General features: G+C 70.0%; 16 protein-coding genes. 9 read left to right on the forward strand and 7 right to left on the reverse strand.

What is annotated here, in order from left to right:
• Positions 1-673: 673 nt before the first annotated feature.
• The 3 genes from HUA78_RS12115 to HUA78_RS12125 all read left to right on the forward strand — a co-directional run bounded on the left by HUA78_RS12115 (position 674) and on the right by HUA78_RS12125 (position 2,964).
• Positions 674-1,033 (forward strand): helix-turn-helix transcriptional regulator, encoded by a 360-nt coding sequence (locus HUA78_RS12115; protein ID WP_141643418.1) that lies wholly within the window; start codon positions 674-676, stop codon positions 1,031-1,033.
• A gap of 201 nt (positions 1,034-1,234) precedes the next feature.
• A complete protein-coding gene (locus tag HUA78_RS12120) occupies positions 1,235-2,131 on the forward strand; it encodes a fatty acid desaturase (protein ID WP_141643419.1) in 897 nt (298 codons plus the stop codon).
• A gap of 80 nt (positions 2,132-2,211) precedes the next feature.
• The gene (locus HUA78_RS12125; RefSeq protein ID WP_174476315.1) at positions 2,212-2,964 is read left to right on the forward strand and encodes a helix-turn-helix transcriptional regulator; all 753 of its coding nucleotides are present in this window, start codon (positions 2,212-2,214) and stop codon (positions 2,962-2,964) included.
• Positions 2,965-3,058: 94 nt separating this feature from the next.
• Here the strand turns inward: HUA78_RS12125 and HUA78_RS12130 are convergent, their stop codons facing one another.
• From HUA78_RS12130 to HUA78_RS12140, 3 genes are read right to left on the reverse strand one after another with little or no spacing between them, the layout of a single operon-like run.
• Complete coding sequence (locus HUA78_RS12130) at positions 3,059-4,408, reverse strand: ATP-binding protein (protein WP_174457477.1); 1,350 nt, start codon at positions 4,406-4,408, stop codon at positions 3,059-3,061.
• Between the two features lie 9 nt (positions 4,409-4,417).
• Positions 4,418-5,023: a glutathione S-transferase family protein gene (locus HUA78_RS12135; RefSeq protein ID WP_141643421.1), complete on the reverse strand. Its 606-nt coding sequence runs from the start codon at positions 5,021-5,023 to the stop codon at positions 4,418-4,420.
• Positions 5,020-5,652, reverse strand: coding sequence for a phospholipase D-like domain-containing protein (locus tag HUA78_RS12140; RefSeq protein ID WP_174457478.1), 633 nt, complete (start codon positions 5,650-5,652; stop codon positions 5,020-5,022). The genes HUA78_RS12135 and HUA78_RS12140 overlap by 4 nt, the downstream gene beginning before the upstream one ends.
• Before the next feature lie 114 nt (positions 5,653-5,766).
• On the opposite strand from HUA78_RS12140, the gene HUA78_RS12145 reads away from it, so the two are divergent.
• Genes HUA78_RS12145 through HUA78_RS12155 form a run of 3 tightly spaced genes read left to right on the forward strand, consistent with a single transcriptional unit; the run spans position 5,767 to position 9,396 of the window.
• Positions 5,767-6,447 carry a TetR/AcrR family transcriptional regulator gene (locus HUA78_RS12145; protein WP_174457479.1) on the forward strand — a complete coding sequence of 227 codons (681 nt, stop codon included), beginning with the start codon at positions 5,767-5,769 and terminating at the stop codon, positions 6,445-6,447.
• Positions 6,448-6,476: 29 nt separating this feature from the next.
• Positions 6,477-7,931 carry an aldehyde dehydrogenase family protein gene (locus HUA78_RS12150; protein WP_174459982.1) on the forward strand — a complete coding sequence of 485 codons (1,455 nt, stop codon included), beginning with the start codon at positions 6,477-6,479 and terminating at the stop codon, positions 7,929-7,931.
• 25 nt (positions 7,932-7,956) lie between these two features.
• Positions 7,957-9,396, forward strand: coding sequence for an aldehyde dehydrogenase family protein (locus HUA78_RS12155; protein ID WP_174465264.1), 1,440 nt, complete (start codon positions 7,957-7,959; stop codon positions 9,394-9,396).
• Positions 9,397-9,413: 17 nt separating this feature from the next.
• Here the strand turns inward: HUA78_RS12155 and HUA78_RS12160 are convergent, their stop codons facing one another.
• Entirely contained in the window at positions 9,414-11,036 is a 1,623-nt protein-coding gene (locus HUA78_RS12160) for an ABC-F family ATP-binding cassette domain-containing protein (protein WP_174459984.1), read from the reverse strand.
• 261 nt (positions 11,037-11,297) lie between these two features.
• On the reverse strand, positions 11,298-12,353 hold the full coding sequence (locus HUA78_RS12165) for a zinc-binding dehydrogenase (protein ID WP_141643427.1): 1,056 nt from the start codon (positions 12,351-12,353) through the stop codon (positions 11,298-11,300).
• 353 nt (positions 12,354-12,706) lie between these two features.
• On the opposite strand from HUA78_RS12165, the gene HUA78_RS12170 reads away from it, so the two are divergent.
• Positions 12,707-13,333, forward strand: coding sequence for a phenylalanine--tRNA ligase beta subunit-related protein (locus HUA78_RS12170; protein WP_174476316.1), 627 nt, complete (start codon positions 12,707-12,709; stop codon positions 13,331-13,333).
• Between the two features lie 68 nt (positions 13,334-13,401).
• The gene (locus HUA78_RS12175) at positions 13,402-14,436 is read left to right on the forward strand and encodes a phosphotransferase (RefSeq protein ID WP_174457484.1); all 1,035 of its coding nucleotides are present in this window, start codon (positions 13,402-13,404) and stop codon (positions 14,434-14,436) included.
• Between the two features lie 27 nt (positions 14,437-14,463).
• Here the strand turns inward: HUA78_RS12175 and HUA78_RS12180 are convergent, their stop codons facing one another.
• Entirely contained in the window at positions 14,464-15,489 is a 1,026-nt protein-coding gene (locus HUA78_RS12180) for an NAD(P)-dependent alcohol dehydrogenase (protein WP_174459987.1), read from the reverse strand.
• 120 nt (positions 15,490-15,609) lie between these two features.
• On the opposite strand from HUA78_RS12180, the gene HUA78_RS12185 reads away from it, so the two are divergent.
• Positions 15,610-16,566 (forward strand): LysR family transcriptional regulator, encoded by a 957-nt coding sequence (locus HUA78_RS12185; protein WP_174476317.1) that lies wholly within the window; start codon positions 15,610-15,612, stop codon positions 16,564-16,566.
• Here the strand turns inward: HUA78_RS12185 and HUA78_RS12190 are convergent.
• Entirely contained in the window at positions 16,563-18,905 is a 2,343-nt protein-coding gene (locus HUA78_RS12190) for a M12 family metallopeptidase (protein ID WP_174476318.1), read from the reverse strand. The two genes, HUA78_RS12185 and HUA78_RS12190, sit on opposite strands and share 4 nt — an antisense overlap.
• Positions 18,906-18,976 lie beyond the last annotated feature (71 nt).

An 18,976-nucleotide genomic window follows, 5' to 3' on the forward strand; every position in this document is an offset into this window, starting at 1 on the left:
GCAGCGCGGTGCACCCCCGACCCACCGGGGGGGCACCCACCCTACGTCAGACGTCCCACCTTCGTAAACCACGGAAACACCAGGGCTTTTCCGTGAACTCCCGGCCTCTCCATTGACAACGCCGCGCAGGCCGATTTTTCGGCCTCGGAGGTGAACACCGTCTTTTCATCGCTCGCCGACGGACGCGCCAGGCCCGCTGAACACCTGCACCGTGAGTGCGGCCGTGGGTCGGGTGACGTTGAGCACCGGACGTCGCTCCGGAGCGACGCCCACGGTGAGCCGGACGCATCCGGAAAGCGCTCCGCGTGAAGCGCCGCCCGCACGCGCGCCGCGCTGATCCACATGCATCGCGCGCTGATCTCCCGCGGGCCGATTTTTCGGCCTCCCGCGGCATCCGACGACTTCCGCGTCCACCGCCCGCGGGGTGACTTCCGAGCGCGTCGCACCCCACTTCCAGAGCCCTCCGCGAGCGGCCTCGGACACGTGTCCCGACAGGCTCCGAAACGCCTCCGGTTTCAAGCGCTTTCGCACGCCCTTCCGGATGCACCTGAATGTCAGACCCCACCCGTAGTCTGTGTTCCACGAGGCAAGGAACTCGCAGTCACTTCTCTCCGGTACCTCTCCGCCAAGGCGCGGGGGGAGAAGCCCTCTTTTCGACAGGTTTCCGCACGCCATGGAACAACGATTGGCCACCATCATTGGAAATGCAGTTCGCGCGGCGCGGCAGCGGCTGGAGCTCACCCAGGCCGACGTGGCCGAGCGCGTGGGAATCGCCACCGAGGTGTACGGGCGGCTGGAGCGCGGTCACATGCTCCCCAGCGTCCGCACGCTGAGGAAGCTGTGTCTGGTTCTCAACTGCTCGTCGGACGTGCTGCTCGGCATGTCTGGCGTGGAAGGCGCGCCCACGCTCGCCGAGGATCCTCCGGAGTACCGCGAGCGTCCCGAGGTGCGCCGCCTCTTGCGCACCGTGCGCAAGCTGGATGCGCCCCGGCTGCGGCTGTTGGGACAGGTCGCCAACGCACTCGAGACGTGAGCACCCGCAGCACGCCCGCGATACGCTGCTTCCATTCCGCATCCGTGGAAGACAGCGAGCGCGGGCGGAATCAGCACCGGGGCGGGGTGGACCCGGGTTGAAACGGATTGAGGGGGACGACGCTGAAGGTTGCGCGTTTTCGCAAGCGCTTGGCGCATGGAATGAAGCGGCGAGGCAGGCGCGAGCCTACCTTCGTGCTTCATGACTCGCCCCTCCCCCGCCCCCGCTCTCGACTTGCCGCAGCTCGCGGTACACGCGCTGTGGTGGGTGTGGTTCCCTTCCTTCCTGTTGAGCTGGGACCACCTGGGCCTCTGGGGTCGCGTGGGCATGTGCGCCGTCGGCTGGGCGGTGCTGTTCTGGAACTACGCCGTCCTGCACAACCACATGCACGTGTCCATGGCGCGCCCCCGGCTGGTGAACTGGGTCGTGTCCCGGACGCTGGGCCTGGCGTGCGGGTTCCCCTACCGGGGCTACTACATCCACCACTTCAACCATCACCGGTACAACGACGGCCCGGGGGACTGGGGCCAGCGGCGGCCGGGTGAAGGCGCCCTGCGTTATTGCCTGCGCTCGGCGCTGACGCCGTGGTTCTGGCCGTTCGAGGCGGTGGCCAACGTCTGGCGGTGGGCCAAGAAGCGCAACCAGCGCACGGAGCTCGTCCTCGACTTCCTCGTCGTGGACGGGGGCATCCTGGCGGTCATCCTCTGGCGGCCGGCCCTGGGGCTGGCGTGGTGGGGGGTGCTGCTGGTGGGGCAGGTCTGCATCCACTGGCTCAACCTGGCGGCCCACTTCGAGACGGACTCCACCCAGCGGGGGGCCCTGGGCACCACGTCCACCTCCCGTCTGTACAACCTGTTCTTTTTCAATGCCGGTTATCACCAGGCCCACCATGTGAAGCCCCAGGTGCCCTGGCGGGAGCTGCCGGGGACGACCCAGGAGCTGGCGGGTGCCTCGCTGGTCAGGCCGGAGCTGGTGACTTCCCTGTCCCCCATCAATCCCTTCTGGGTGGCCAAGGTGGCGAAGCGCTATTCTGCCGAGCCGTGCGATCGGCAGACGGCGTCGACGATTACTTCAGGGACCCCCACGGCCGTTACCTAGTCGGGGAAGGCTTCCTGCACTGGTACGCCTCGGCGGACCTGTGCGGCTTCATTCTCTGGGGGCGCCCCTCGGAGAGCCATGTGCGCCGGCTGGTGCATGTGCTCGACGTGGAGCTGGCCCCCGCGGCGCCGCATGCGTCGCTGGTGGACGCGCGCCGGCTGGAGGCGGCGGACCCGGCGGCCTTCGCGGTGCTGGTGAAGTACATGCAAGCGCGCGAGAAGTCCTTCAGCACGTCCGTGCAGCGGCAGGCCCTGGTGCGTCCGGAGGGCGTGGCGGGCGCGGTGGTGGGCGGCTTCTACACGCTGCTGACAGGCGCCTATCCCAGCAAGGTGTTCACCGACCCGGCGAACGCGCTCGCGTGGTTGGGCCAGCCGGAGGGCCGGGCGGCGCCGCTGTTGTCCAAGCTGAATGATCTGGTGGCGGAGGCCACCGGTCAGTCACCGCTCTTGCGCGAGCTGCACCAGGCGATGCGCGGCAAGCTGCCGGACATCAACCTGTCGGACGTGGCCCGGGAGATGGGCATGTCCGAGCGCACGCTCCAGCGCCGGCTGAAGGAGGCCGGGACGTCCTTCCAGGCGGAGCTCAACGCCGTGCAGGTGCGCATGGCGCAGGCGCTCCTGCTGGAGACGGACATGAAGCTCACCGCTGTCGCGGTGGAGGTGGGCTGCGCGTCGCTGCAGCACTTCAGCAGCCTGTTCCGCAAGCTGGTGGGAGACTCCCCCAGCTCGTGGCGCGAGCGGCAGCAAGGCAAGACGTCCGCCGAGGCGAGCCCCGCGCTCGATGCCTCCGCCGCCGCACCGGAGCCCCGCCGCGACGGCTCCTCGGGCGAGTAGCCGCGCCGAGGAGCCCGCTCAGCTCGGGTCCGGTCAAACATCCCCTCCGCGTGGGACCACACCCTCGGGCAAGTCGCCGCGTTGAAGAGCACGCTCAGCTCGGACTTGGACGGTGCTCCGGAGTCGGGGGCGCCGACGGCAGGTGCAGCGTGAAGCACGCGCCGCCCTCCGGACGGTTCGCCACCGACAGCGTGCCGCCGACGCGGGCCAGGTACTCGCGACACAGGGCCAGCCCCAGGCCGGTGCCCTTGCCGGGGGCCTTGGTGGTGAAGAAGGGCTCGAAGAGGCGCGACAACGCGGCCTCCGGAATGCCCGGCCCGTTGTCCTCCACCTCCAGCCGCACACCTCCAGCTTCAGCGCGGGCTCGCAGGACGATGCGCGCGACGCGCGGAGGCTGTGCGGAGTCCACCGCGTCCGCCGCGTTGAGCAGCAGGTTCAACACCACCTGCACCAGGTGTCGCTGCCCCAGCCGCACGCGGCTCAGCTCCGGCGACAGCTCCCGCACCACCTGCCCCAGGCTCCGCAGTCGCACCGACGCGAGCCGCTCCGCCTCGTCCAGCGCATCGACCACGCCGCACGCCTCCTCCGTGTCCACCGAGTCCCGGGAGAAACGGCGCAGGTCGGTGACAATCTGCTGGATGCGCAGCACCCCCTGCTGCGTCTCCTCCAGCACGCGCCGCATCTCCTCCAGGTCCGGCGTCGGCTCCTCGACGACGTCACCCAGGTAGCCCAGGTTGGACTTCACGTAGGCCAGCGGGTTGTTCACCTCGTGCGCCACGCCCGCCGCCAGTCGCCCCACCAGCGCCAGCCGCTCCGTCTCCGCGCGACTGACCTCCGCTTCCGCCCTCAACCGCTCACTGCGCGCCAGCCGCTCCAGCACCGCCAACCGCTCCCGCACGGCCTCGCGCTCCGCGTCGCGCATGCGTTGAAACAGCTTCCCGCTGAAGACCGAAATCCAGGCCATGAAGAGGAAGACCGTCACCTGGCCAATGAGCTGTCGCTCCGAGCCACCCGACAGCCACGACGCCAGCACCACGCCCACCAGCGTCAGGACGATGGACGCCCACACCGTCACCAAATCGCCCGGCGTGAAGACGGCGATGATGAGCGGCATCGCGAACAGCAGCGGGAACAGCGGACTCGCCAGCCCTCCGGTGAAGTGGATGTCCAGCGCGAGCGCGGCCAGGCTGAAGACGCCGCCCACGGTGCTGGCCCGCTGGGACGGCAGCCAGCGCGAGCCCGCCGCCAGGGCACACGCGACGAGGAGGGCGGCCCAGCCCACGTGGATCAACGCCACCTCGGGGACGAAGCCCCCGAACAGCAGCGGATGCGTGGTCAGCGAGAGCAGCAGGACGCCCGCGGAGACGATGAAGCCCCTGCGCTTGAGCCGCAGATGGGTTTCGAGCTCGGAGGCCGAGGGACTGGGTACGACGGGTAGATGCACGGAGCCGTCCTACTGCTGGGCGCGCTGCGCGGCGGGACGGGCCATCTGCCGCTCCACATAGGCGCGCAGGGCGGGGAAGTCCTCCAAGAGCCCCATGCCCCCACCCCAGTTGAGGATGGATGCCATCACCACGTCCGCCGCGGTGAAACGCTCGCCCACCAGGAACGGCCGCCCCTTGAGCTTCTCCTCCAACATGCGGGCGATGTCCGTGAAGCGCTTCTTGCCCCGGTCGGCCTCCGCGGGCACGCGCTCGTGCTCCGGCAGGAAGCGGCTGTGCGCGGAGTACGCGGACAGGGGCGGCTCCATGGTGGCCATGCAGAACATCATCCACTGGTAGTACTCGGCGCGCTCCACGGTGCCGAGCGCCGGAGCAAAGCCCTTGTCCGGGAACTTGTCGGCGACGTGCAGGAGAATCGCGGCCGACTCGAAGACCGCGTGTCCGTCATCCTCCAGCGCGGGCATGGAGCCCATGGGATGGACGCGCAGGTACTCGGGGCTCTTGTGCTCTCGCTGGAGCAGGTCCACCGGCACCAGCTCGTAGGGCACGCCCAGTTCCTCGAGCAACCAGCGGGGGCGGGTGGCGCGCGTGTGCTGGGCGAAATAGAGCTTCATCATCGTCGTCGGGACTCCGAGGTGTGTCGCTTGAGCCGGCGAGCCTTTCCGAGCTGCACGGCGCCGCGCGAGCTTCGCATCTCGCCCCTCCTCGCGGGTGCGGGGATTATTGGATCCGGGCACACCGCGCGCAGCTTGCACCCCCTGCATTCGGCCCCACTCCACACCGCCTCGTAGAGCGCCGTCACCCGGTCGATGACGTCGAAGTCCTCCGTCACGAACCCCAGTTCGAAATTGCGCACCGCGTCGCCCTTCGCGCCCAGGCCCGCGCCCGTGAGGTTGGCGCTCCCCAGGTAGGCCCACGCCCCGTCCACGACGACCGCCTTGAAGTGCACGCGCGGGCAGACCTTCAGCTCCAGTCCCCCCGCCACCAGCCGGGCCCGCTCGTCGAAGGCCGCGCGGAACGGACGGCTCGGCAGCTCCGCGTGCAAGAGCCGCAGCGACAGCCCTCGCGCCGACAGTCCGTCGAGCACCTCCACCAACGGAACGAAGCGCCCCTTCGACTCCACGTACATCGCCTTCACGTTCGCCGTCGCAATCCACACCGACTCGCGCGCGTGGAGCAGCTTCTCCAGCACCACCTCCCGATACAGCTCACTGCCGGACAGCAGTTCCGCCTGGATGGGACGCATGAAGGCCATCCTCACACACATACCTACCGCCCTCCAGTCGGAGCCCATTGTCCGCCGCTGGAAACTGACCTCCAGTCACTTGACGACTGACCCGGGGTCACCTAGCAATGACCCATGGTCAGCAATCCGGGGGTGAAGGGGGAGCGGGCGGCGCCTCAGCGGGCGCGCAAGGACGAGGACAAGGAAGCGAGACGTCGGCTGCTCCTGGATGAAGCGCTGGCGCTCTACGCGGCCACCTCCTACGCGGAGGTGAAGATGGCGGACGTGGCGGAGCGCGCCGGCCTGGCCAAGGGGACGGTGTTCCTCTACTTCCCGACCAAGGAGGCGCTGTTCCTGGCGCTGCTGGAGGACCTGCTCTTCTCCTGGTTCGCCCGACTGGATGCGCGGCTGTGTCAGCCGGACGCGCCGTGGACGGGCCCCTGGTTGGCCCGCTCGGTGGCCCAGTCGCTGGAGGCGGAGACCTCGCTCACGCGGCTGCTCGCGATGCTGCAGACGGTGCTCGAGCAGAACGTGTCCGTGGAGCAGGCGCGCCGGTTCAAGGAGCGGCTGCTGCAGGCCATGCTGCACATCGGCGCGCTGCTGGAGGCGCGGCTGGACTTCCTAAAGCCGGGCGAAGGCCCCCGGGTGCTCGTGCATCTGCACGCGCTGGTGACGGGCCTGCGGCAGATGGCGGACGTGGCGCCCGTGGCGCGCGAAGTCCTGGCGTCACCGCACATGGCCCCCTTGCGAATCGACTTCACGGCCGAGCTGACGGCGGCCCTCACCACCCTCTTGCGCGGGCTCGAGTCCCGCTGAAACACGTCACCACACCCCAGGAGCCAACCATGCTGGAGCTCGTCCCCGTCGCCACCGAGTCGAAGCCCTCCGCGGACCTCGCGCGCATCCAGGCCGCCTTCCAGGCCCAGCGCGCGAATCGCTGGGTGATGTCCCGCACCACCACGGCCGAGCGCATCGCCCGGCTCAAGCGCCTGCGCGAGGCCATCATCGCCCGCCGCGATGAGCTGGCGGAGGCCATCCACCAGGACTTCCGCAAACCCGCGCTGGAGGTGGAGCTGACGGAAATCCACCCGACGCTGGAGGAGCTGAACCACACGGTGAAGCACCTGTCGTCGTGGATGAAGCCCACGCGGGTGGGCACGCCGATGCTGCTCGCGGGCTCCTCCGCGCACGTGCGCTACGAGGCGCGCGGCGTGGTGCTGGTGCTGGCCCCCTGGAACTATCCCTTCCAGCTCTTGATGGCGCCGCTCATCGCCGCCATCGCCGCGGGCAACACCGTCATCTGCAAGCCCAGCGAGAAGACGCCGCACACCGCGCGCTTCCTCTCGCGGCTGGTGCGCGACGTCTTCCCGGAGAACGAGGTCGCGCTGTTCGAGGGCGGCGCGGAGACGGCGGAGGCGCTCCTGGAGCTGCCGTTCGACCACTTCTTCTTCACGGGCAACCCGCGCATCGGCCGCAAGGTGATGGAGGCCGCGGCGAAGCACCTGGCCAGCGTGACGCTGGAACTGGGTGGCAAGTCACCGGCCATCGTCGACGAGACGGCGGACGTGCGGGCCGCGGCCGAGCGACTCGCGTGGGGCAAGTTCATCAACGGCGGACAGACCTGTGTCGCGCCGGACTACGTGTTCGTTCACGAGTCCCGCCAGCAGGCCTTCATTGACGCGCTCAAGGCGGTCATCGCCCGCTTCTACGGCGCCACCGAGCCGGAGCGGCAGGCGAGCGCGGACTTCTCGCGCCTGGTGGACGCGACGGCGTGGCGGCGGGTGAAGGACCTGGTCGACCGGACGGTGGCGGCGGGAGCCAAGGTCGAGGTGGGCGGGGTGGCGGACGGGCCCTCGCGCTACCTGGCGCCCACCGTGCTGACGGGCGTGACGGCGGACATGGCCATCATGGAGGGGGAAATCTTCGGGCCGGTGTTGCCGGTGATGACGTACCGCTCGCGTGACGAGGTGTACGCGCACATCCAGGGTGGGGAGAAGCCGCTGGCGCTCTACGTCTTCAGCCAGGACAAGCGGGCCATCGAGGACGTGTTCCGCAACACGACCTCCGGAGGGGCGGTGGTGAACAACGTCCTCATCCACGTGGCGAACCCGAACCTGCCCTTCGGCGGGGTGGGAATGAGCGGCCTGGGGCACTACCACGGCGTCTACGGCTTCCGGACCTTCAGTCACGAGCGCGCCGTGTCGGTTCAATGGATGAAGTCGCTGGCGGCGGTGTTCTTCCCGCCGTACCGCGGAAAGGCGCAGGAGTGGGCCTCCCGCGCCAGCCGGCTGTTGGAGTAGGCCCCACACAGCCAGAGGAGCCGGGATGCGCGTGGTGAAGCAGGAGGAGGAGCTGATTCCCCGGGGCATGCAGGAGGCGTTCGACCGCCTGCGGGCCCGGCGCTGGGACGTGGCGCGGCGGGGCCCCGGCGAGCGGCTGGCGAAGCTGGAGAAGCTCAAGGCGCTCATCGTCGAGCGGAGGCAGGCGCTCGCCGACGCCATCCACGCGGACTTCCGCAAGCCGCCCGCGGAGGTGGAGGCGACGGAAATCCTCCCGGTGCTGATGGAGCTGGAGCACGTGCGCAAGCACCTCAAGGCGTGGATGAAGCCGCGCAAGGTGACGACGCCGCTGGTGCTCACTGGGACGACCAGCCACGTGCGTCACGAGGCGCGCGGCGTGGTGCTGGTGATGGCGCCCTGGAACTACCCGTTCAACCTGCTGCTGATGCCGCTGGTGGGCGCGGTGGCGGCGGGCAACACCGTCATGTGCAAGCCCAGCGACAAGACGCCGAACACGTCGCGCTTCCTGGCGGAGCTGGTGCGCGACACGTTCCCCGAGGACGAGGTGGCGCTGGTGGAGGGTGGCGCGGAGGTGGGCGAGGCGCTCTTGCGGCTGCCGTTCGACCACTTCTTCTTCACCGGAGGGCCGCGCGTGGGGCGGCGGGTGATGGAGGCCGCGGCGAAGCACCTGGCCAGCGTGACGCTGGAGCTGGGCGGCAAGTCGCCGGCCATCGTGGATGCGTCAGCGGATATCGAAGCCGCGGCGGAGCGGGTGGCCTGGGGCAAGTTCCTCAACGGCGGGCAGACGTGCATCGCGCCGGACCACGTCTGGGTTCATGCGTCGAAGGAAGAGGCGTTCCTCGCGGCCCTGAAGGCGGCGCTGGAGCGCTTCTACGGGCGCTCCGAGGAAGCGCGGCGCGCGAGCTCCGACCTCTGCCGGATGGTGGATGACGGCGCCTTCGCGCGGGTGCGCGGGTTGCTGGACCGCACGGTGGCGGCGGGAGCGCGAGTGGTTGTCGGCGGCGGCGTGGACGCGGAGACGCGCTTCATCGCGCCGACGGTGGTGGCGGACGTGGCACCGGATGCGCCGTTGATGGAGGAGGAAATCTTCGGGCCGGTGTTGCCGGTGTTGCGCTTCGAGTCGCTCGACGAGGTGGTGACGCACGTGCGCGCGGGCGGCAAGCCGCTGGCGCTCTACATCTTCAGCCATGACGAGGCGGTGGTGGAGCGGCTGCTCCAGGAGACGAGCGCGGGCGGGACGTGCATCAACGCGGTGGTGTTGCACAACGTGAACCCGAACCTGCCGTTCGGCGGCGTGGGCGCGAGCGGCCTGGGCGCGTACCACGGCGAGACGGGATTCAAGACCTTCAGCCACGAGCGCGCGGTGCTGCGCCAGGGACGCACGTCCCTGGCGAACCTGTTCTTCCCGCCGTACACCGGCAAGGCCCGGAAGCTCGCGCGACTGGCGAGCCGCCTGTTCGAGTAGGCGGCCCCGCCGTCAACTCAGCTGCGAAGGCCCGGAGCTTCGTGGCCGGTGCGAGCCACGTACTCGGTGTAGCCACCGCCGTACTGGTGGATGCCATCCGGCGTCAGCTCCAGCACGCGGTTGGACAGCGCGCCCAGGAAGTGACGGTCGTGCGAGACGAAGAGCATGGTCCCCTCGTAGCGGGCCAGCGCGGTAATCAGCATCTCCTTCGTCGCCATGTCCAGATGGTTCGTGGGCTCGTCCAGCACCAGGAAGTTGGGCGGGTCGAAGAGCATCTTCGCCATCACCAGACGCGCCTTCTCACCACCCGACAGCACGCGGCACTTCTTCTCCACCTCGTCACCGGAGAAGCCGAAGCACCCGGCCAGCGCGCGCAGCGAGCCCTGTCCCGCGCGGGGGAACGCGTCCTCCAGTGACTCGAACACCGTGCGCTCACCGTTCAGGAGGTCCATGGCGTGCTGGGCGAAGTACCCCAGCTTCACGCTGCCACCCACCGTCACCGCGCCCGTGTCCGGCGTCGTCGAGCCCACCACCAGCTTCAGCAGCGTGGACTTGCCCGCGCCGTTGACGCCCATGACGCACCAGCGCTCGCCGCGGCGCACGAGGAAGTCCATGCCGTCATAGATGCGCCGGGAGCCGTAGGCCTTGTGCACCGCCTTCAGGCTCACCACGTCGTCACCCGAGCGCGGCGCCGGCTGGAACTCGAACAGCACCGTCGTGCGGCGCTTGGGCGGCTCCACCTTCTCAATCTTCTCCAGCTTCTTCACGCGGCTCTGCACCTGCGCGGCGTGCGAGGCGCGGGCCTTGAAGCGCTCGATGAACTTCAGCTCCTTGGCGAGCATGGCCTGCTGGCGCTCGTACTGCGCCTGCTGCTGCTTCTCGTTCTGCGCGCGCTGCTGCTCGTAGAAGTCGTAGTTGCCCGAGTACGTCGTCAGCGAGCCGCCGTCGATTTCCACCATCTTGGTGACGATGCGGTTGAGGAACTCGCGGTCGTGCGACGTCATCAGGAGCGCGCCCTCGTACCCCTTGAGGAAGCCCTCCAGCCAGATGAGGCTCTCCAGGTCCAGATGGTTGCTCGGCTCGTCGAGCAGCATCGCGTCCGGACGCATGAGCAGGATGCGCGCCAGCGCCACGCGCATCTTCCAACCACCGGACAGCGCGCCGACGTCGCCGTCCATCATCTCCTCGCTGAAGCCCAGGCCCGCGAGAATCTCCCGCGCGCGGCCCTCCAGCGCGTAGCCACCCAGCTCCTCGAAGCGCGCCTGCACCAGGCCGTAGCGCTCGACGAGCTTCTCCATGTCGTCGGCCTTGTCCGGGTCGGCCATGTCCGCTTCGAGCGCCTTCATCTCCGCGGCGACCGTGCTCACCGGGCCCGCGCCGTCCATGACCTCGGACACGGCGCTGCGGCCGGACATCTCGCCGACGTCCTGGTTGAAGTAGCCGATGGTGACACCACGGTCGACGGCCACCTGGCCTTCGTCGGGGTGTTCCTGGTCGGTAATCATCCGGAACAGCGTCGTCTTGCCGGCCCCGTTGGGCCCGACGAGGCCGACCTTCTCCCCCTTGTGGAGAGCGGCCGAAGCCTCGATGAAGAGAATCTGCTGGCCGTGCTGCTTGCTGATGTTGTCGAGACGAATCATGTGCGTAGGGGGTGCCCGGAAGGCGGGCGCGGCGCCCTTATGCCATGGGGGACGCCGAAGGAGGATTGTTCCGAACCCTCGACCTCCGCTTCCCATGCCCGGGGGCGGCCCACCAGGGGGGCGTTCGCCCTGGAGCCGGGAGGGAGACCTACATGACCCCGTCACTCCCCAGGCGCCATTCCGCCGTGAGCGGATCCGCTCGGGCACAGGGAGCCGGACACCCCGCCCTGGGTGCCCGGCCGCCTGGTCCCCTGCCGTGCCTCAGGGCGTGATGACGAGGCGGATGGGATTGCCTTCCTTCTTCACCAGCCGCTCCACGCCCTTCGCCACATCCTCCAGCGGCATCGTCGCCGTCACGGAGCGCGAGACGTCCAGACGCTTGGTGCTCACCAGCGTCACGAGCTGGTCCAGGTGCTTCTTCTCGTAGCCCAGGTGTCCGACCAGCGCCTGGGAGCGCAGGCCGAAGTTGACCCCGGCGCCCAACTGGATGGGTTCCGGCGACAGGCCCACCATCACCGCGCGCCCGTAGCGCCCGAGGCTCAACGCCGCCTGCGCCAGCACCGAGTTCGCGCCCACCAGGTCCACCGCCACATCCAACCCCAGCCCATTCGTGTGCTGGAGAATCTGCGCACGCACGTCCGGAGAACGCGGGTCCAACGCCACGTCCGCGCCGAACTCCAGCGCGCGGTTTCGCGCGGCCTCGTTCGTGTCGAACGCGATGATGGGCGTCGCCCCCATCATCCGGGCAATCTGCACCGCGTGGACCCCAAGCCCACCGATGCCCCACAGGCCCACCGACTGCGCGGGCCGCAACTTCGCGCTCTCCACCAGTCCCGCGTACGGCGTGGCCACCGCGTCCGCGAGGATGGCCGCCTGTTCGAAGGGCAGGTGGTCCGGAATCGAGGACAGCACGAAGTACGGCACCACGACGTACTCGGCCCAGGCGCCGTCGTAGTGAAAGCCCATGATTTGAAAGTCGAGGCACTCCTGAGGCTGGCCATTGGAGCACTTCGGGCAGCGACCGCAGGGCTTGCCACCGGCCATCGCGACGCGCTGCCCCTCCTTCCAGCGCGGCACGCCCACGCCCACCTCGTCGATGACACCCGAGGACTCATGGCCCGGTGTCACCACGGGCAGCGGAGAGCGGAGCGAGCCGTCGAGCAGATGCGCATCCGACAAGCAGATGCCGCACGCCTTCACTCGCACCCGCACCTCGCCCGGACGCGGTTGGGGCACGGGGACCTCCGTCACCGTCAACGTCCGCGTGGCCGTATCGAAGCGCGCCGCCCGCATCGTCCGTTGGTTCGCGTCTGCCATCGATTGCTCCTCCTGGCCGCGCATCGTGGAACACGAGCGGGCACCCAAGCTCGGAAGGCGCGACCGTAGCACGCACCCTCGGGGCTGCTCGCTGACTCGAAGCGAGCCTTTCACTCTGGCGCGAGGACGACACTTCCACCGCACCGGTTCGGCTCCGAGCGGTCTGGAACGACTCGCACCGCGAAACTGGCGGGCGCGCCAGTCCGCTTCCCCATGGGCGTCGCGGCACGGGAGGCCCGCGCACTCGCGCCCGTTTCCGTGCAACGCCTCGCCCTGTGGCGTAGGCGGCATCACGGCCGTTTGCGCGCACCACCGCCAGCACGGGCGCGCCGTGTGGCGTAGAGTGCCCAGCCGTGCTGACCGTCGAACCGCATCCGTCCCTGGACACCCTGGCCTTCACCACCACGTTCCCCGCACCGCTGGGCTCGCTGGCCTCGCCGGAGTGGCTGGTGGCGTTGCTGAAATCGGATGCGGCCGCGCCACTCTCCAGCGACGACGCCGTGCGCGGCGCCGTGCGCGACATGCTCCGCCACGGCGGCTACAAGCCCACAGGCCGCGGCAAGCCCGCCTCCGAGTACCTGGTGCGCGCCGCGACGGAAGGCACGCTCGGCTCCATCAACACCGCCGTGGACCTCTGCAACGCCGTGTCCCTGCACAGCGGCCTGCCCATCAGCGTCGTCGACCTGGACCGGGCCACCGCGCCCTTCCGCGTGGGCATCGCCCCCGAGGGCTCCCAGTACGTCTTCAATGCCTCCGGCCAGAGCATCGACCTGGCGGGCCTGCTGTGCCTCTTCGACGCCGAGGGCCCCTGCGCCAATGCCGTGAAGGACGCCCAGCGCACCAAGACGAACGCCGACACCCGCCGCACCCTCACCGTCCTCTGGGGCGCCAGGGGCCTGGGTGACCGCACCGCGCGCGCCTTCACGTGGTACCGCGAGCTGTTGGAACGCGCGGGCGCCACCGTGGAGCGGCTCCCCTGAGCGCCCTGGACCTGGAGCAACTGCTCGCCGACGGCGCACGCTCCCTCTCCGCCGCCTGGGGACGACCCGTGCTCCTGGCCGAGCCCCAGGTCCTCCGCACCGAGTCCCGCTGCCATGTCGTGCGCGCCCGCGTCCGCGGCGGCGATGTGCCCACCGTCATCCTCAAGCACTTCCACGCGGACCCCGTGCTCGGCCTGGACGAGTGGGCCGGGCTGGAGCTGCTCGGCCGCCACAACCTCACCACCGCCCCGGGCCTCATCGCCGGCGACATCCACTCCCGCCTCCTCGTCCTCCAGGACCTGGGCATCGGCCCCAGCCTGGAAGACCTCTTCAATTCGGTGGACGCGAGCGCCGCCACCGGAGGACTGCTCGCCGTGGCCCGACTCACGGGCCAGCTCCACGCGCGCACCCGGGGCCTGCAAGGTGACTTCGACCTGCTCCGCCACTCGCTGCACCCACGCCCCTTGCGCGTGCGCATCGACAACGCGCGCTATCTGGTGGAGCACGCGGACCGGCTGCATCGCTGGACGAACGCCGTCGGCACCACCGTGGCCGCCGGCACCCAGGAGGACGTGGAGCAACTGGCGCGTGAGCTGGCCGAGCCCGGCCCCTTCCTCGCGCTCACCCACGGGGACATGGCCCCGGGCAACACCCTCTTCACCACCAGCGGCCCGCGCCTGCTCGACTTCGAGTACTGCGGCATGCGCCACGCGCTGTACGACGCGCTCATGTGGCTCATCGTGGTGCCGCTGCCCGACGAGCTCGTCACTCGCGCCGACCTCACCTATCGCATCACCCTGGCCCCCGTCTGCGAGGCGGCCCAGACGGACGCCACGTACACCCACGCGCGCGCCCTGGTCGCCACGGCGCGCACGGTGAACATGTTCCAGTGGCTGTCGCCCAAGGCGCTGGAGCGAGACAGGGACTGGGCACCGGGCTACTCCGAGCGCGCCGCCCTGCTGCGCCACCTCGCGCGCTCCCGCGTCCTGCGCGAGCCCACGAGCCTGGTCCCCGCCCTCTCACGCACCCTCGCCGCCCTGGAGGAACGACTCGTGGCGCGCTGGGCGGGAACTCCGTCCTTCACCTGGCCCGCGTTCCGATAGCGCGCCGGAGGACGCTCGCCTTCGCGCTCACTCGCGGACGCGCACCACCACCTTGCCGAAGGGCCCCCGGTCCAGGTGCTCGAGCGCCTTCGGGAACTCGCGCAGCGCATACGTCGCGTCGACGACCGGCTCCAGGCGCAGCGCGTCCACCGCGCGCACGAAGTTCTCCAGGCCGCGTCGGTTCCCCACCAGCACGCCCTGGATGACGCCCTGGGTCTGGAACAACGGCACCACCGGGAAGCGCATGTCGAAGCCGTCCAGCACGCCGATGAGCGTGACGCGTCCACCGGGCGCCAGCGCGCTGACCGAGCGCGCCAGGTTGTCGCCGCCCACCATCTCCAGGATGTGGTCCGCGCCGCGCCCACCCGTCAGCTCCACCACCGCCTTCTCCCAGTCCGGCGTCTGGCGCCGGTGGATGCCGTGGGCCGCGCCCAGCTTCTTCGCGCGCGCAAGCTTCTCCTCATCCCCCGACGTGACGATGACCCGCGCTCCCAGCGCCGAGGCGAGCTGCACGGCGAACAGCGACACGCCGCCCGTACCCTGGGTCACCACCGTCTGCCCGGGCCGCACCCCGCCCAGCTCCACGAGCGCCGTCCACGCGGTGAGCCCCGCGCACGGCAGCGTGCTGGCGCGCACGTCATCCAGTGTCCGGGGCGCGGCGACAAGCCAGCTCTCCGGCATCGCCACATACTCGGACAACACCCCCGGCAGACTCCCTCCCAGGCTGCGCACCGAGCCATTCACGCGCGGCACGGGCCCGTCCACCCAGTCCGCGTTGAACGCGGCGAGCACCCGCTCCCCCACCTTGAACCGGGTGACACCGCCACCCGTGGCCACCACCTCACCGACCATGTCGGAGGTGGGCACGAAGGGCCACGGCACATCCGAATAGCCAGCCCCGTCGAGGAACAACTTCTCGCGGTAGTTCAGCGACACCGCCGAGACTCGGACCAGCACCTCGCCCGCGACCGGCGTGGGAATCGCCACGCTCGCCAGCTCCAGGTTCGCTCGGCCAGGCCGCCGCAGCTCCCACCGCTTCATCACGCCATCCATCGTTTCGCTCCGTTGCCGTGCCATCGAGAGGCGCGGGGGATATACGGACGCGGAAGTGTCCCCAGTGACGAGACTTCGGCGCCTCACTGGGGACAGGAATTCACCAATGGGAACCACACCGTGACGGACCGACTCAGTGGAGTGCTCACCTTCGTCCAGGCCGCCGAGGCTGGTGGCTTCGCGCTCGCGGCCGAGCGGCTGGGTCTGTCCCGTTCCGCCGTCGGAAAGAGCATCGCCCGGCTGGAGGAGCGACTGGGCACCCGCCTGTTCCAGCGCACCACGCGCAGGCAGAGCCTCACCGAGGACGGACAGGTCTTCTACGAGCGCTGTGTCCGCGCGCTGGCGGAGCTGGAAGCGGCGGAGGCCGCGCTGGACTCCGGCCGCCGCGCACCCACGGGCCGCCTGCGCGTGGCCGCGTCCGTGCTGTTCGGTCGGCACTGCGCCGCGCCCCTGCTCTGGGAGCTGACGCGCCAGCATCCGGGCCTCGAACTGGAGCTGTGCTTCAGCGACCGCGTGGTGGACCTCATCGAGGAGGGCTTCGACCTGGCCATCCGCGTCGCGCCCCTCGCGGACCACGCGGGCCTCACCGCGCGCAGACTCGGCGCGCAGATGATGGTGGTCTGCGCCTCGCCTCGCTACGTCGCCCGCCATGGCCGACCGAAGACGCTCGCGGACCTCGCGAAACACGAGGCCATCAATTACGGGCGCCAGGGCATCAGCAAGCCCTGGCGTTTTCCGGACAGCCAGGGCGGAGAGCGGGTCATCCCCGTCCAGGGCAGCCTGCGCTTCGATGACCTGGAGGCCATCGCCGATGCCGCCGTCCAGGGCGCCGGGCTCGCGTGGCTTCCGTGCTGGCTCGTCGCCGAGCGGGTGCATAAGGGCGAGCTCGTGACGCTGCTGGAGACGGAGGGCCGCCACGGCAATGAAATCTTCGCCGTGTGGCCCCAGAACAAGCACCTGCCGTCGAAGGTGCGCGCGGCCATCGACATCCTGGTCGCGCGCATCCCCGAGCGGCTGTCCTCCGGGGAGAACCAGTCCAAGGGGGCACGGAGAAAGCCCCTGCGCCGGAAGGCCTAGAGTCCCTCGCCGAAGCGGTCTCCCGTCTCCACCGAGTCCGTCTGCTCCGACGGCGCCTGGGACCAGAGCTGCTCCCCCGCGCGCGACAGGCCCGTGACACCCGCGCTGTACAGCACCTGCACCGCGCCCGAGTCGGTCGCGCTCCCCACGTCCTCGTACGGCACGCCCACTGCCAGGTCCACGAAGCCATCCCCGTCGTAGTCCCCCGAGGACAGCCGGGAGCCGAACGCATCCTGGAGCTCCGCGCCCTCCTCCACGGTGGAGCCCACTTGAGACCAGCGCTGCTCACGCGCAGTGGACAGCCCACCCGGCGCGCCGTGCAACACGTGCACGATGCCCGCGCCGACGACAGCCCCCACGCTCTCGGACGCCACGCCGATGGCGAGGTCCACATGGCCATCTCCATCGAAGTCCTCGGCCACCAGCGCGGAGCCCAGGGCATCGCCTTGCTCGGCCACGTCCGAGATACCGGCCGAATCCTGACTCCAGGCGAGGGCCCCCGTGGACTGGAGCCCCGCGCTTCCGCCGCGCAGCACCGTCACCGCGCCCGCCCCCGCCATGAAGCCCACCGTCTGACCCGGAGCCGCGATGGCCAACTCACTCCGACCATCGCCATTGAAGTCCCCCGCCGCCAGCGCGGCACCGAAGAGCACCTCCTCGCTCGCCACACCGGGCACCCCGTCGCTTCCCGGAGTCCACAATTGGTTGCCCGTGCTCGTCAGGCCATCGATGGAGCCGGACAGCACGTTCACCGCGCCCACGTTCGCGACGGTGCCCACGTCCTCGGAGGGCACACCCACGGCCAGCTCGTCGAAGCCGTCTCCGTTGAAGTCACCCGCGGCCAGCGCGGAGCCGAAGCGGTCTCCCGTCTCCGTGACTTCGAGCACGTGCGCCGCCGCCTGACTCCAGCTCTGCGCGCCAGTGCCCGTGAGCCCGGAGATGGAGCCGAACAACACCGTCACCAGCCCGGAGTCGAGCGCCGATGAGCCATAGTCCTCGGCGGGAACGCCCACGGCCAGGTCGTCATACCCATCGCCGTTGAAGTCCCCCACCGCCAGCACGGCGCCGAAGCCGTCGAACGCCTCGGCGCTGTCAGGCACGCTCGCGCTGTTCTGATGCAGCACCTTGTCCGTGGACAAGTCCACGCCCTGCGCCGACCCCAGGAAGACGTGGACCGAGCCCGCGTCGACAATCCCATTCACGTCGTCCTCGGGCACGCCGACGGCCACGTCCGCGAAGCAGTCGCCATTGAAATCACCCACCGCCACCGCGGCGCCGAAGTGGTCGGCGAAACCCGCCGTGTCCTCCACGCCCGACACGTCGCGATGCAGCCACAGGCCCGCCGTCCCCAGCCCCGTCGCCGAGCCCAGCACGACGCTCACCGCCCCCTGGTCCAACCCCAGGCCCACGTCCTCGTCCGGCGCGCCGACGACGAGGTCCGCGTAGCCATCTCCATTCACGTCCGAGTGGCGCCCGTAGCCATGCAGGCGCTTCACGGCGCAGGCGTCAGCCGGAGTCGGCGCGGTGCGGTTCGCGGTGAAGAACGAGCCGTCCAACCGGGTGATGGTCGGCGAGTCATTCGCGGAGAAGGCCTCCGGCGCGTAGTGCATCAGGGAGTCCAACCCATAGGGCCCCAGGTTGCGTCCGGCCGCGCCCTCCTGCGCGAAGGTCTCGAAGGCGTGGGCATACCCTGCCTCGATGTTCTCGAAGTGGATGACGACGTTCCTGTCCCGGTCCGTGCGCGCCTGCTCGTGCCACAGTCCCAGCGTGTGCCCCACCTCGTGGAGCGTGCTCCCCGTGGTGCAGCCCGGCGCGAGCGTCACGAACTGCTGCCCTCCGATGCGACCGACGTGTGACGAGCAGCCCGTGCCCGGCCGGAAGGTGACGTAGTCCGACTGGGTCGTGCGTGGCACGAACCGGATGGGCGTGAGGGCCTCCCACTGAGCCAGGGCCGCCGTGACACGCCCGATGTTCGGCAAGGCCGCGTCCACCGTGTAGGGCACCACGCCGCCCGGCCAGCGCGTCATCGCGCGCGTGGACACCGCGCCCTGCGCCTCCACCGATAGCGCGGAGAGCTCTCTGGCCGGGACCTCGGGCGGCAGGAGGATGTCCCCCTGGAAGACACGCTCGCCGTCGATGCGCTCGTAGGCGAGCGCTCGCGGTCCTCCGGCGACCTGGAAGTTCGCTCGGCGCACTTCACCCGTGCGACCCGGGAAGGCTCGCTCCTGCCGGATGACCTCGCTCGAAGCATCGGCGTCGACCTCGCCGCCACAACCACTCGCGCTCCCGACGAGCACGCCCAGCACCACACCCGCCCAGCCACGTGAAACATGTTTCATCCCCGGAAGTCTCGACATCGGAATGTATCCCCCAGAAGTCGGGCACGGCGCCCCGCGAGATGCGGGGCGGC

Origin of the sequence: Myxococcus sp. CA033, from assembly GCF_013336625.1 — a bacterium.
In the GTDB taxonomy this organism is placed as follows: domain Bacteria; phylum Myxococcota; class Myxococcia; order Myxococcales; family Myxococcaceae; genus Myxococcus; species Myxococcus llanfairpwllgwyngyllgogerychwyrndrobwllllantysiliogogogochensis.